Annotated in this window: 11 protein-coding genes; 5 read left to right on the forward strand and 6 right to left on the reverse strand. The window is 41.5% G+C overall.

The genetic code is table 11. From position 1 onward, the window contains the following. Positions 1-44: 44 nt before the first annotated feature. Entirely contained in the window at positions 45-2168 is a 2124-nt protein-coding gene (locus tag BM390_RS08180) for a glycoside hydrolase family 3 C-terminal domain-containing protein (protein ID WP_246806755.1), read from the reverse strand. Between the two features lie 271 nt (positions 2169-2439). Here BM390_RS08180 and BM390_RS08185 point away from each other — a divergent pair, with 271 nt between their 5' ends. Continuing rightward, a complete protein-coding gene (locus tag BM390_RS08185) occupies positions 2440-3231 on the forward strand; it encodes an alpha/beta hydrolase (protein ID WP_177220685.1) in 792 nt (263 codons plus the stop codon). A 102-nt stretch (positions 3232-3333) separates the two neighbouring features. Here BM390_RS08185 and BM390_RS08190 read toward each other — a convergent pair whose 3' ends face one another. From BM390_RS08190 to BM390_RS08200, 3 genes are read right to left on the reverse strand one after another with little or no spacing between them, the layout of a single operon-like run. After that, positions 3334-5100, reverse strand: a complete 1767-nt coding sequence (locus tag BM390_RS08190) for an ABC transporter ATP-binding protein (protein ID WP_246806756.1) — start codon at positions 5098-5100, stop codon at positions 3334-3336. Then, entirely contained in the window at positions 5097-6815 is a 1719-nt protein-coding gene (locus tag BM390_RS08195) for an ABC transporter ATP-binding protein (RefSeq protein ID WP_089854241.1), read from the reverse strand. Before BM390_RS08195 ends, BM390_RS08190 begins: the two co-directional genes overlap by 4 nt. A 57-nt stretch (positions 6816-6872) precedes the next feature. Beyond that, positions 6873-7352, reverse strand: a complete 480-nt coding sequence (locus BM390_RS08200; RefSeq protein WP_089854244.1) for a competence protein ComK — start codon at positions 7350-7352, stop codon at positions 6873-6875. Between the two features lie 266 nt (positions 7353-7618). Between BM390_RS08200 and BM390_RS08205 the strand changes: the two genes are divergently transcribed. Then, positions 7619-9049 (forward strand): sodium/glutamate symporter, encoded by a 1431-nt coding sequence (locus BM390_RS08205; RefSeq protein WP_089854248.1) that lies wholly within the window; start codon positions 7619-7621, stop codon positions 9047-9049. A gap of 205 nt (positions 9050-9254) precedes the next feature. Next, a complete protein-coding gene (locus tag BM390_RS08210; RefSeq protein ID WP_089854251.1) occupies positions 9255-10238 on the forward strand; it encodes an aldo/keto reductase in 984 nt (327 codons plus the stop codon). A gap of 149 nt (positions 10239-10387) precedes the next feature. On the opposite strand, the gene BM390_RS08215 is transcribed toward BM390_RS08210, so the two are convergent. Then, positions 10388-11086 carry a Fic family protein gene (locus tag BM390_RS08215; protein WP_246806757.1) on the reverse strand — a complete coding sequence of 233 codons (699 nt, stop codon included), beginning with the start codon at positions 11084-11086 and terminating at the stop codon, positions 10388-10390. A gap of 212 nt (positions 11087-11298) precedes the next feature. Further along, a complete protein-coding gene (locus BM390_RS08220; protein ID WP_089854254.1) occupies positions 11299-12687 on the reverse strand; it encodes an MATE family efflux transporter in 1389 nt (462 codons plus the stop codon). Positions 12688-12909: 222 nt separating this feature from the next. Between BM390_RS08220 and BM390_RS08225 the strand changes: the two genes are divergently transcribed. Together BM390_RS08225 and BM390_RS08230 are read left to right on the forward strand one after the other, a co-directional pair. Then, positions 12910-13332 carry an Hsp20/alpha crystallin family protein gene (locus BM390_RS08225; protein WP_177220687.1) on the forward strand — a complete coding sequence of 141 codons (423 nt, stop codon included), beginning with the start codon at positions 12910-12912 and terminating at the stop codon, positions 13330-13332. A 316-nt stretch (positions 13333-13648) separates the two neighbouring features. Further along, positions 13649-13869 (forward strand): Rpn family recombination-promoting nuclease/putative transposase (locus tag BM390_RS08230; RefSeq protein WP_143103156.1); only part of this gene is annotated, 221 nt, incomplete at its 3' end.

A 13869-nucleotide genomic window follows, 5' to 3' on the forward strand; every position in this document is an offset into this window, starting at 1 on the left:
TCCTTTAATTCATTCATAGTGTCGTGATTGTCTTTTTGTTCGTGTTAGTTGTTGTCATTTATATCAATCGTGTCGGTTAGTGTCTTGCAACCGGTGAGTACTTCAGAGCGCGCTGAAGGTGAGGCAACGTTGACATAAATCGTTGCTTTTGTCCCGTCGAGTAACCTTTCGCCATCGTCATTCACAACGGTTAAATGTTTCATCGGGATATTAAGAATTAGGCGCTCGGTTGCGGCAACTTTTAACACCATCCGTTTAAAACCAATTAATTTCGTCCCTGGCACTTCAAAGACGGAATCCGTTTTAGCATACACTTGAATCACTTCTTCAATCGCGGTATCACTGAGATTAGTGACGGTGACCGTGACGTCAATCGAATCAAGTTGTTTTTTCGTTACCGTTAAATCGTCGAGTGTGACGTTACCGTACGTAAGTCCAAAGCCAAAGGGATAGAGGGCTTCTTCTTCTAAGTATCGATAGGTCCGTTTTTTCATCGAATAGTCGCTAAAGTCAGGTAAGTTTGTCGTATCGTGATAAAAAGTGACCGGTAGTTTGCCACTCGGACTCACGTCACCGAAAAGTATTTCAGCCAGTGCCTTACCACCAAAACTTCCGGGATACCATGTATGAAGAATCGCTTGTAAGTTCGGATGTTTGTCTAAACCATTTAGACTGATCGCTGAACCAGCTGAAATAACGGCAATCACGGGCTTGCCTATGTTTAAGAGTTTTGTCAGTAACCGTTCTTGGACCTTCGGTAAGAACAAGGTTTCTTTATCCCCTGAACCATACACATTACCCGCATCACCTTGTTCGCCTTCAATCGTTGGATCAAGACCAAAACAAGCGATAATGACATCTGAATGATTAGCGGCAATGAGTGCTTCTGATTCGCGTTCATGTTTCTTAGACAAGGTTGATTCAGCGTAATCGTTATACAGGTGACAACCGAAAGCATAGTGGACGCGTCCCGTCGGTGAAAACGCTTCTTGAATCCCACGTAAAAAGGTCGTATAACGTGACGCGGTCCCGAAATAATTTCCTCTTAGCGCTTCTAAGCTATCGGCGTTAGGACCAACAACCGCTACCGAGCTTAACGCTTGTTTGTTTAGTGGTAAAAGCTGATCATTTTTTAGTAAGACGATCGATTTTCGTGCTGCAACGAGTGAGAGTGTGTGGTGTTCATCACGGTCATTTGCTTCAAAAGGAATCTGATCATACGGGTTATCACTTGCAAACATGCCGAGTCTAACCCGGGTGGTGTAGAGTTCAACAACGGCGTCCGTGATTTCTTCTTCTGTCACCAGTCCTTGGTTAATGGCCTCATGTAAGTGATGTGAGATGTTACCGGCACACAAGTTACACCCGACTTTCATCGCGAGTGCCATCGTTTCAGCGGCGGTCTCTGTAAAGTGATGGTTTAGATGCACATCTTCTAACGCCGCATAATCGGACACCACATGCCCTTTAAACTGCCAATCTTTTCGAAGAATCTCTTGGATTAATGTCTCACTGACAACGGCAGGGGTCCCGTTAACGGCATTGTATGCGCCCATAAAACTTTCAACATCCGCTTCTTTCACGGCTGTTTCAAAGGCGGGTAAGTACGTTTCATACAAGTCTTTTTGACTGACAAGTGCGTCAAATGAATGACGATCGGCTTCTGGTCCACTATGAACCGCAAAGTGTTTGGCACAAGCCGCTAATTTTAAATAAGGTCCATCCCCCTGTAAGCCTTTAATGAAAGCAGCCCCTAAGCGAGCAGTAAGATACGGATCTTCTCCGTATGTTTCCTGGCCGCGTCCCCAGCGCGGGTCACGGAAGATATTAATATTTGGTGACCAGTAAGTCAGTCCTTTATAAATATCATGATCACCTTGTGCGTGATATTGGTTATATTTGGCCCGACCTTCGGTCGCGATGGTGTCAGCAATCTCTGTCATCAACTCTTCATCAAACATCGCTGCTAAGCCGATCGCTTGAGGAAACACAGTCGCCACCCCAGCCCGGGCGACACCATGCAGCGCCTCATTCCAATAGTTATAGTCCGGAATATTTAGCCGTTCAATTGCTGGTGCGCGGAAATTAATTTGGTCGATCTTTTCTTCAAGTGTCATCTGACTGACAATGGCTTTAGCTTCTCGTCTTGCGGTAGTGTGTGAAATCAATTTAAATCCTCCTTGATGTCATGGATTGTTTTATGTCACGCCCATTAAGTTAATACACCAATTTAGTAAGCGTCATCACTCGCATCATACCAAAGGGCTTGATTAAAACATACCGAAAGGTTAAAGACAAAGATGTAAAAATTAAAGACCTTGCCGAAAATGGTGTTTTATGTGGTGGAATTATTTTATAATGCAAGTAATTTTAAAAGAGATAAAACATTTTCAATATCTCTTAGTAAAAGGACGAATCAAAAATAGGAGGAGAATGAGAATGGCTGTGTGTCAGATTGATTATTTTTCCCGTGCCCTCGAGCGAACGGTGATGTGTCATATGGTGTTACCGAATGATGTGATGGATTATTACAGGGAAGAAAACCCGCATTTTAACAGACCGATGAAAACGTTGGTGTTGTTGCATGGGTATTTCGGGTCATCAACCGAATGGTTATATAAAAGTGACATCGTTGAACTTTCGAGTCGCTATAACGTGTGTGTGATCCTTCCGAGTGGTGAAAATAGTTTTTACACCGAAGGTACCGCCTCAGGGCGCCAGTATCAAACGTATATCAGTGAATTACTAAACTACGCGAGAGATACCTTTCACTTATCGAAACGAAAAGAAGATACGTTCATCGGTGGTTTTTCAATGGGAGGGTTTGGCGCATTACTCACAGGACTCACTGATCCTGGTACGTATGAAAAGGTGTTTCTTTTTTCTGCCGCGCTTATTACCGATGAGGTAGCGACGTTTGATGAACACGATCACCAGATGGCGAACGGTGACTATTATCGGTTAGTCTTTGGTGAACTGAGTGAGGTGAAAGCATCAAAGCATCATCCCTTACATTTGTTAAAACAGCCTCAAACAAACAACGCACACATCCCGTCACTGTTTGTCGCATGTGGAACGGAAGACTGGTTAATCAATCATACCCGCCGGTTCATCGATGAGTTAAAGGATAGCCACGTTTCCGTCACGTATTACGAAGAAGCAGGTGGGCATGATTTTCGCTTTTGGAATAAGATGATTGAACCTGCGATTCAGTGGTGTCTAGAAGAATAGAAACAAGCCGTGCTGTTCGTTTAAGCACGGCTTGTTTCATCGGTATAAAAGGATCAACGGTTTGTTGTCACAGCGGTTTCTATTCTTCTTGTTTGTTACTTGTTATGCGTCGTTAAAGCCATGTCGATAGAGTTGATAATAGAAGCCTTGTCGTTTGAGTAAGTCATGATGACGACCAAACTCAATCACCTCACCGTTATTTAAGACATAAATACAATCAGCTGACTCAATCGTATTGAGTCGGTGGGCAATGACAATACTTGTACGACCGGCCATTAACCGTGCGAGAGCCTGTTGAATCTTGACTTCTGTTACCGTGTCAATGCTACTCGTTGCTTCATCAAGAATAAGAACGGCCGGATCACGAAGAATAGCTCGGGCAATCGACAACAGTTGTCGCTCGCCTTGACTGATCCCTTTACCGTCTTCACGTAAGAGGGTGTCGTAACCATTGGGTAAGTGTCTGATAAAGCTATCCGCATTCGCAAGTTTGGCAGCTTCAAGCCATTCAGCTTCTGTTGCCTCTGGCTTACCAAAGAGTAAGTTATCTTTAATCGACGCTTCAAACAGATACGGGTCTTGTAAGACAAAAGCAAGCGGACGTCTTAATTGGTCTTCAGATAACGTTAAAATATTTTGTCCATCTAACAAGATGTCGCCTTGGTCCGGCAAGTAAAAGCGCATCAGTAAGTTCAGAATCGTCGTTTTACCCGCGCCCGTTGGACCGACGAGTGCAATGGTTTCACCTGGCTTAGCATGGAGCGAGACATCTTTTAAGATCCATTCATTGTGATACTTAAACGATACGTGTTGGAAGCTAACGTCGCCTTTAACAGTATCAAACGATTCGTTATGTGCGTGCGTATAGTCTGGTTGTTCATCGAGTATCTCGAATACCCGCTCAGCCCCGGCAACAGCGGATAGTAAGCCGTTAAACTGATTTGCTAAATCACTCAGCGGACGAGTAAATTGCCTGGCATACTGAGTAAACGTGACAATCATGCCGACCGACACAGCTTGTGTGATTGCTAATAAGGCACCAACAAAGGTAAGAATCGCAAAGCTCATATTGTTTAACATATTCATAAATTTAGGAATAAAGCCAGAATAGACTTGAGCTTTATAGCCAGATTCTCGTAGTTGTTCATTTTTTTCGATGAATTGTTTTTGAAAAGCAGCTTCTTGAGAAAGGATTTTAATCACCGCTAAGCCAGAAATCGATTCTTCAATAAAACCGAAAAGATCACCTAAGTCTTTGGCTTGTTGTTTAAAGTAAACCCGTGTCCGTTTGGTGAGCCACTTCATCCCAAAGTATAAAACGGGGATGATGAAGAGTGTCACAAATGTCAGGGGTAAACTAAGTGTGATCATCACTATCAACGTTCCGGCTAAAGTGAGTACGCTAGAAAACACTTGAATCACCGCCGTATTGAGTGTTTGTGAGACGTTCTCAATATCATTCGTTAAGCGACTCATGATGTCACCATCTTGATGCTCATCAAAGTATTTAAGTGGTAACGTGTGTAAATGCGTGAATAACTCTCTGCGCATCTCAAAAACCGTTTCTTGTGAGAGTGTAATCATTAGAAACTGTTGAACATAACCGGTGACGATACTGATCAGATAAACACTCGCGAGTAATGAGAGTGAGTAGATGAATGACCGCTTAGTAGTCACGTCAAGAAAATCATCAATCATCGTGCCAAGTAAGTACGGGCCAATCAGTGAGAGCGCACTACTCGTGATGACAAGGATCAAAACGACGATCAGCGTCCATTTGCGGGTACCTAAGTAGTGCCACATCCGTCTTAATGTTGGCCACAGATTGTCAACTTTTACCCGTTCTTTTGGTAAGTGTCTTGGACTCAATGTGTCACCTCCTCATGTTGAGACACGGCGATTGTGCGGTACAAGACTGATGTCTTTAGTAACTGGCGATGCGTGCCATTGGCATTGATACACCCTCGCTCTAATAACACAATCCGGTTCATTTGTTTCATCGTAGATACTTTTTGCGTCACCATAATCAGTGTTGTTTGTCGTTGTTTAATCGCTCGTAAAATATCTCCTTCGGTCGCCAGGTCTAGGGCGCTCGTCGCATCATCAAGTAATAATAGTTCAGGGCGTCTAAGTAATGCACGAGCAATGGCGAGCCGTTGTTTTTGACCGCCAGAGAGATTCACCCCGCGTTGACCGAGTGTTGTTTCATATTGAGCAGGAAGTGTCATGATGGTCTCGTGAATAGCGGCATCTTTTGCAGATTCAATCACTTCCTCTATCGTTGCATCGGGTTTGCCGAAACGCAAATTTTCTAAAACCGTCCCGCTAAAAAGTTGTGTGGACTGCGGAACATAACCGATATGTTGCCTGATGCTTTCGAGTGTTAACGAAGGCAAGGGTTGAGAAAAGAGGGAGACCTCTCCTGATGTCGGGTCATAAGCGCGCGGTATGAGTTCCATTAAGGTTGTTTTACCTGAGCCGGTTGCGCCAATAAGGGCGACATGTTCGCCGCGCGAAATGGTAAGGTTAATAGCTTTAAGTGCATCGGGACGTGAGGCGTGATAACGGAAATGAACGGATTGAAAGTCAATATGGGCACGTGTCGACTCAGGTGTTAATGTGTTAGGTCCCGAGGTTAAGTCAATCGGTTCTACAAGCACCTCATTGATTCGATTGACTGATGCCTTTGAGCGGGTATAGGCCATACTGATCCAGTTCAACACCCCAATCGCTTGCATCATACGGATGGCATAGTTAAGAATCGCAACGACGTCACCTACCGCCAGTTGGTCCGTTAGTACAGACGCTCTTGCTTGAAAGAGAATCAACAAAATCGCCCCGTTCATGACGAGGGTAACGACCGGGCCAGATAAGTCCATTAGACGTATTGTGAAGATGGTATGATTTTTTAAATCATTTGAGCGCGCATGAAATCTCGCCCTTTCCTCGTTCTGGCGACCGTAAGCTTTGATCAGTCTCATCCCAGCAAGGTTTTCACGCATGACTTGATTGACCCGGTCAAGTTTGCGCTGAATCTGGCGGAATAACTTGGCACCGTATCGAATGAAGAGCACGATAAAGATGATGAACACAGGTAGAGTGATGACTAACACTAAAGATAAGCGGACATCAACAATTAAAGCCATAATCGCACTACCTATGATAAGAAGCGGCGCCCTTGTAGCGATGCGCATCAACATAAAAGTAAACCGCTGCAGCTGATTCACGTCATTAGTAAGGCGGGTGATCAAAGTGGAAGTAGGAAAGCGATCTAAATTTCTAAATGAAAATTGTTGGATCTTCCTGTAAACCTGTTCACGTAAATCAGCCCCCACTTGTTGGGAGACGTAAGCGGAGAAAAATGAGTTGATGATACCGGATAAGAAAGCAAACAAGCTGATGCCAATCATTAGACTGCCCCAAAAGATGGTACCGTCTAAGTCAGCTTGTCTAATACCGGAATCAATAATTTTTCCCATAAAGAGCGGTAAGATAAGTTCAGTTGCTAGTTCCGTCAACATAAACAATAGAGCTACTAAGATTTGTTTAGGATAGTGTGCGACCAATTTAACAATCGTTTTCATAAAAACACCTACTTTTTTAGACATTCCTTTTCATTATAGCTATGCTTAAAAAACTTGTTATACGTGAAGCGTCTGCTTGACTGGGTGAGCATTCTTAAAATAAAGGTGATAAAGACTTAAAAGTGCCATGATCTTTTCCACCCGAGTTTTTGTCATCTGAACGTGTTTTGTTTTTCCGCTCGTGAAGTGAAAGCTAATGCCGTCAGCTTCGGCGGTATAATGGGTGAGGTGGGTCGTCATAATAAAGACACAGTGATCTGCGCGTGGAGAATGGGTTTGAAAACAGTAGAGTTCATGGTGTGGAGAGATGGGGAAAATCGGTGTTTGATTCAAGTTGAAAATTTTCTGCATCGATTTTTTTCGACCGGAAACGGTTGAACCAAAACGAAGACAGGTCTGTTCTAAAATTGTTGTCATTGATTGGTGACATGTGTGAGTGGCGTGGGTTTCTTCGATGATGGTTTCTGCGTGTAGGTCAAAACTTTGTTCCAAGTAGAGGGTCTTATGAGAGATGAGATAATGGGGTAAAGTATGGATAGGGGATCACTCCTTTTCAAAAATATTGAAGCGCTTACTTTTTAAAGTATACCTTAAAAATTGAAAAATACCTAGTGAAAATTGAAAAACGGTATGAAAAACGTTGGTGTTTTTAAAAAGCAACAGAGAAAACTGAAAAATCCATCGTAAAATCAGAAAAATCTTACTTTTTCTAACAAGCTTGCAAAATTAAGACACCTACACGTATAATAAAATCGTCACTGTTTTTTAAACAGGTCTATTTTTTTATTTGAAGGAGGAATTTTATGTCAGCGAACATGATTGGTTTTAGCTTTTTAATGATTGGCGTCTTTTTAATTATCGGTAAAGTCGTCCGTCTCCACACAAAAGCCTTACGTGATTTGTTTTTACCGAGTTCGATTATCGCTGGATTTATCGCCTTGATTTTAGGTCCAGATGTCGTTGGACGTATCACCCCGTTATTCTTAGAGGAGTCCTCCATGTTTTATAACGGTTTAATTCCTAGTTTTATTTTGGACGTCTGGAAGACGTTACCGGGGATGTTTATTAATGTCGTCTTTGCGACATTATTTTTAGGACAAGCTGTTCCAAGTGTGAAAAAGATATGGCGAATGGCTGGTCCGCAAGTCATTATGGGGCAGGCTGTTTCATGGGGACAATATGTGATTGGTTTATTACTCACCTTACTCGTTCTTACCCCGTTTTTTGGGATGAATCCACTGGCAGGTGCCTTGATTGAGATTAGTTTTGTTGGGGGACACGGTACCGCCGCAGGTCTGAAAGATACCTTTGATACCCTTGGATTCTCTGAAGGGGCTGACTTAGCACTCGGTCTTGCGACCGTTGGTATTTTAGTTGGGGTTATTGTTGGGATCTTCATTATTAACCTTGGCTTTAAAAAGGGGATTGCTCAGCACGTGGGTGGACGCAGTCACTTTACTGATGAAGAGCGTGAACAAATTGCCGAGCGTCACGGTTATGATACAGACACAGAAGTGAAACAAGTAAAAGCCATTGAACCACTTGCTTTCCACTTATCGCTTATTGCGATCTCCATCGTGTTAGGTTACATTATCCAACAAGCTCTCATTCAGCTAGAAGCTCTGACGTGGGGCGCTTGGACCGATGTTTATCTCTTCCCGTATGTGCCACTCTTCCCGCTCGCGATGATTGGCGGTATGCTTGTTCAACTCTTCTTTGATAAACGTGATATTCATATGTATATCGATCAAGATTTAATCAGTAAAATTTCAGGCTTTGCTTTAGATGTCTTACTCGTTTCAGCGCTTGCGACGTTGTCACTCGATGTGATTGGTGAAAATATTGTGCCATTCTTATTACTGGCATTTGTTGCGATGGTATGGAACGTGTTTGCCTTTTTAAAGCTTGGACCACGGATGATACCAGAATACTGGTTTGAACGCGGTCTCGGTGACTTTGGTCAAGCAACTGGGATGACAGCAACTGGTCTTCTTCTTATGAAGATTGCTGATCCAGATCATCAAACACCAGCCCTTGAAGCGTTCGGTTATAAACAGATTCTCTTCGAACCATTTGTCGGTGGCGGTCTTGTGACGGCAGCGTCACTGCCACTCATTTATCAATTTGGACCGGTCACGTTCTTAATTATCTCGAGTATTATTACGGCTTTCTTCTTAATTTTTGGTATGGTACACTTTGGACCGAAGAAACCGAAAGCTCGTAGCAAAAAATAAAAACGCCAAAGCACCTAAGTGAATGTAAATAATTCATTATAGTGCTGTAAGGCAGAAAAACAACTACTCTCGTATAGGGTAGTTGTTTTTCATTGTAGGTGAATCTTTAACTATTAGAGAAATGTCTTAAGCTCTTTCCCTTTCGTCAGTCGTCAAATTAAGTTAGAATAGTGTGTAAGCGCACACATTAAAGGAGGCACAATCAATGAAATACAACACATTAGGTAAAACCGGTTATCAGGTAAGTGAATTAAGTTTTGGCACCTGGGCCATTGGGGGTTCATGGGGAAAGACCAATGACGAGGAATCATTGCGCGCTCTACATAAAGCAATGGACGAAGGGGTTAACTTCTTTGATACCGCGGATGTTTATGGTGACGGTCATAGTGAGGAGCTCTTAAAGACAGCAACCAAAGGGAAAGAGAACGAGATTAAAATCGCGTCGAAGTTCTGTCGTAAAGGGGATATTCATGATCCTAAAACGTATGAAATGGATCAAGTCAGAAGTTATCTAGAAGATACACTCACGCGTCTCGGTCGTGAGTCACTGGATCTCTATCAAATTCACTGCCCACCGTTTGAAATCTTAAAAGAAGGTGCTGTTTTCCAAGTGTTAGATGAGTTGAAAAAAGAAGGCAAGATTAAACATTACGGTGTCAGTGTTGAAACGGTGGAAGAAGGCTTATTCTGCCTCGAACAAGACAATGTCAGCACGCTCCAAGTTATTTTTAATATGATGCGTCAAAAACCGTTAGATGAACTCTTCCCAAAAGCAGCTGAGAAAAATGTCGGTATCATTGCCCGCGTGCCACTTGCGAGTGGATTACTCACAGGGAAGTTCACGAAAAATCACCAATTTGAACAAGATGACCATCGCAACTTTAATAAAGACGGAGAGGCGTTTAACGTAGGTGAAACCTTTGGTGGTTTACCATTTGAAAAAGGCGTAGAACTTGCCCATGATTTATCATGGATTAAGGAAGCGCGCGGCGATATGGCGCAAGCAGCATTAAAATGGGTGATGCAACAACCAGGTGTTTCTACTGTTATTCCTGGCTTTAAAAACACAAAACAAGTGGTTGATAACCTTGGTGCAACTGAAGTCAAACCGTTTACGGATGAGGAACTGAATCGCTTGCGTGATTTCTATCAACAAAACATCCATCAACATATTCGTGGTGTTTATTAAGGAAAAAATCATGCGCGTCTAGACGTGAAATTAAGAAATTAAAGTAAGTAGAAATGACAATAGCCCTTATAACATGAAGCAGCATAAAGCTGATGTTTAAAGGGCTATTTTTGTTTATTAATGATAAAAGGACAGTGCGTACGCGTTACTTAAGCATAGTCGATCCCAAAAATACATTTGTCATAAAGGAACTGAAGCATGTGTGTATGATCATTTGTTTCATAAAATTGCGATAGCTTCTCATTAAATTCTTCAAGATGTTTTTCTTCAATAGTCATGATGCCTACGCCATGCTCAATCATGATTTTGTTTGCCGAGATAATACTTGTTCGCTTATTACCATCCCAAAATAATTGTTTTCGCATAGCCCACAACATATAGGTTAGCGCTCTTTCAGTTGGACAAGCGATACTGAATAGTTGTTTTATGTCTGTTAAAATATCTGCCTCTACGGGGATAGATGGTTGATAATCCACTCCTGAAATACCAACATTACCACTTCGCAATACGCCCCATTCGATGCTTTCGTTATAGGCGACGAATTCGTTTATTTTTTTTGCGAATGATAAATCAAAGGGTTTCTCGATATTGTTTAAAGTATAGCGCCAAGCATTTCTAAGATTCAATACTTTTTGAATATCATCTACGTCGACATTACTGACAGACATACCTTCGACGATTGTTTTAGTTTGAGGGAAAGTGACGTTTACACCTTCAATTTTAGCGGTGTAATAGATGTTTTCAACTAATGTTTTCTTGGCTAAAAAAATATTTTCTTTAGCTGTAAGATTATATTTATCCTTCATTTCCATTACTCCATTCCATGTTTTATCTTTTAATTTTAACATACTTATTGAACTCCACCCACCTAACATTCTCACGAATGTTTGAGGAAGGTGTCTTCTCGCTCTAAAATGATAAAAAAAACAGACGCAAAAACGTCTGTTAATAATAATGGCTTTGGAAAAACTCACTTTTTTTAATGAAGCACCGAATGTTTGATAGTTTTATAAGCAATCAACAAGTGATGATTTGGCTGTAAAGCATATAATCAAATGCATTATCCTTCTAGTTCTTCTATAATGTCTGGTCCACGCTCAACAACGGCGCGTCCCATCCAGCGTTTACTGCGCCAGCGCCACCACATGATTCCGGCACGAATCCACTCATCCATTAACATTGCAATCCAAATGCCGACAAGACCAAAACCTAAATGAATACCGAGGAAGTATGACATTGGAACAGACACACCCCACATAAAGAGGATACCCATGAACACTGGAAATTTCGCATCACCAGATGCACGAAGGGCACTAATAATGATGATATTCGATGTTCGACCTGGCTCAACTAATAAGCCAATAAATAGAATAGTGGCACCCAAGGTAACGACATCAGCATCATTTGTGAAAATCCCCATGATTTGTTCACCGAAGAGAGCGAGAAAACCCCCAATCGTAACAGCGATGGTTAAGCCGTATCGTACGCCAATAAACATATTGTGATAGGCTTCTTCATCTTTACCCGCGCCAACAAGTTGACCAATAAAGATTTGCATACCTTTTGAAATCGCCATAGGGAATAGGACCATAAAGGACATGAGGTTTTGCGCATAGACCCGGGTCGCCAGAGCTGTTGCACCGAGAGAAGTAATAAACATCGTAATCACAATTTGTGACGTATTATAGCTCAGTTGTTCACCAGCAGCTGGCACCCCAATTTGAAGGATTTTTGCCATATAGTCTTTTTCTAAGTTAAGGAATGCTTTAAATGGTAATTTAATCGGCATACGTCTAACAAGTAATAAGAATAAAACAATCATCGCAATAAAGCGCATCGAAGACGTTGCAAGAGCAACTCCTTGGACACCTAGTTGTGGAAAGCCTAAGGCACCAAAAATAAAGACATAGTTACCGAACACATTCAGGATGTTCATCCCCATGACGACAAACATCACATCTTTTGTATGTCCCATTGCCTGTAGGATCGCTGACATCGTTAAAATCATCGCTTGCGCAAAGAGAAAGAGACCAACAATCGTGATATATGTATTCGCATATTCAAATAGATCAGGTGCTAAATCAAAGAAGGTTAAAAACCAATCTTTAAGTAAAATAACGAGGACGCTAATCGTTACGCCAAAAGTAAGATTGACGGTAATCGCATGCGCAATCGTCTTTCTAACCCCTTCGGGGTTATTGGCCCCAACAAATTGAGACACAACAACACCTGAACCCATCGCGGTAAAATTAAATAAGACAAAAGTAAACATCATAATTTGATTGACAACGCCAATACTTGCCACAGCATCATCAGAAATAAAACTTAACATAAACGTATCAGAAAAGCGCATCATCACTTGGAGGAAACTTTCAATAAGAATGGGCCAAGTGATCATAAAGAGCTGTTTCTTCGGTGAAATAATTGCTGTATTCGTTAAACGATCCATAAATAATCTCCTAAAATAGTTAGTTTGTGCAAGCGCTATTATAACATAGGTTGCTTAAAAATTAACGTGATTGATTCGTTTTGCGAAATATCTTAAAGAAACTCTATATTTTTAAGTGTCACAAAAAATATCACAAATTGTTCAACTTTCAAATGTTTCATCTCATGTACACGTGGAATAATAATAGTGGCAAGGGATGAGTTTAATAAGGAGGCGATGACAGTGGGCAGCTTATTCCCTAAAAAAGATGATATCTTCGACTTCATGCCGCGACTATTTGATCGTGATCATGAACTTTTCTCATTCGGTAAACATGATTCACCTAAAGTTGATGTGAAAGACAAAAAGGATCATTATGAAATTGATGCCGAACTTCCAGGCTTCAATAAAGAAGATGTGGTTGTAGAGTATAAAGACCATTATCTAACGATTGAAGCGACACGAGAACAAGAAGTGAATGTCGAAGAGGAAAACTTTGTCCGCAGAGAACGTTCTACTGGTTCGTTTAAACGTCAATTTTTTGTTGGGGACGTGGATGAATCAAAGATTACTGGCACCTTTAATAACGGTGTCCTAACCCTCACTGTACCAAAAACAAAAGAAGACCTTGCCGAAGATACGGGCTACCGAATTGAGCTCGATTAATCCTTTTATTTAAACAGGCCATTGGCCTGTTTTTTGTTTGATTTCTTTTCATTCGCCTTCATCATGTATAAAAAATCTCCTTGATAAATATGGATGGAAAAGGGAGAAAGCAGCGTCAAATTTTTAAAAAATAGGATGAGAATAGTCTATAGGGCAATTTCGTCATTTTTAATGATGCGGTGCACGACTTGTTGGGACGATCAAATCGCTATATGCTGTAGGTATCTAATTAGACAACAACCCTATCGCTGTTGACAGTATGAAGGACATTAAGAAGAAATGACAAGGAGTTAGAAGTAAACGATAGCGAAAGTAGGTGGCAAACATTCACGTTCAAAATCCACACGATAAACTCTTTAAAGAAACGTTTCGCCATAAAGATGTGACAAAGGATTTCGTGACGTATTATTTACCGGCTCATATTGTTGAACAGATTGATGTCAATACACTTGAGCCGCAAAAAGACAGTTTTATCACGCAAGATTTAAAGGAAGTTTTTTCTGATCTATTGTTTAAAGTTAATATTCATGATGAAGA

Source organism: Halolactibacillus miurensis, assembly GCF_900116255.1.
Classification (GTDB): Bacteria; Bacillota; Bacilli; order Bacillales; family Amphibacillaceae; genus Halolactibacillus; species Halolactibacillus miurensis.

What these genes read in the sequence shown, in the direction of transcription:
- BM390_RS08185 (WP_177220685.1), top strand. Translation starts at nt 2,440, where the DNA reads ATGGCTGTGTGTCAGATTGATTATTTTTCCCGTGCCCTCGAGCGAACG.
- BM390_RS08195 (WP_089854241.1), bottom strand. Translation starts at nt 6,815, where the DNA reads ATGAAAACGATTGTTAAATTGGTCGCACACTATCCTAAACAAATCTTA.
- BM390_RS08205 (WP_089854248.1), top strand. Translation starts at nt 7,619, where the DNA reads ATGTCAGCGAACATGATTGGTTTTAGCTTTTTAATGATTGGCGTCTTT.
- BM390_RS08210 (WP_089854251.1), top strand. Translation starts at nt 9,255, where the DNA reads ATGAAATACAACACATTAGGTAAAACCGGTTATCAGGTAAGTGAATTA.
- BM390_RS08215 (WP_246806757.1), bottom strand. Translation starts at nt 11,086, where the DNA reads ATGTTAAAATTAAAAGATAAAACATGGAATGGAGTAATGGAAATGAAG.
- BM390_RS08220 (WP_089854254.1), bottom strand. Translation starts at nt 12,687, where the DNA reads ATGGATCGTTTAACGAATACAGCAATTATTTCACCGAAGAAACAGCTC.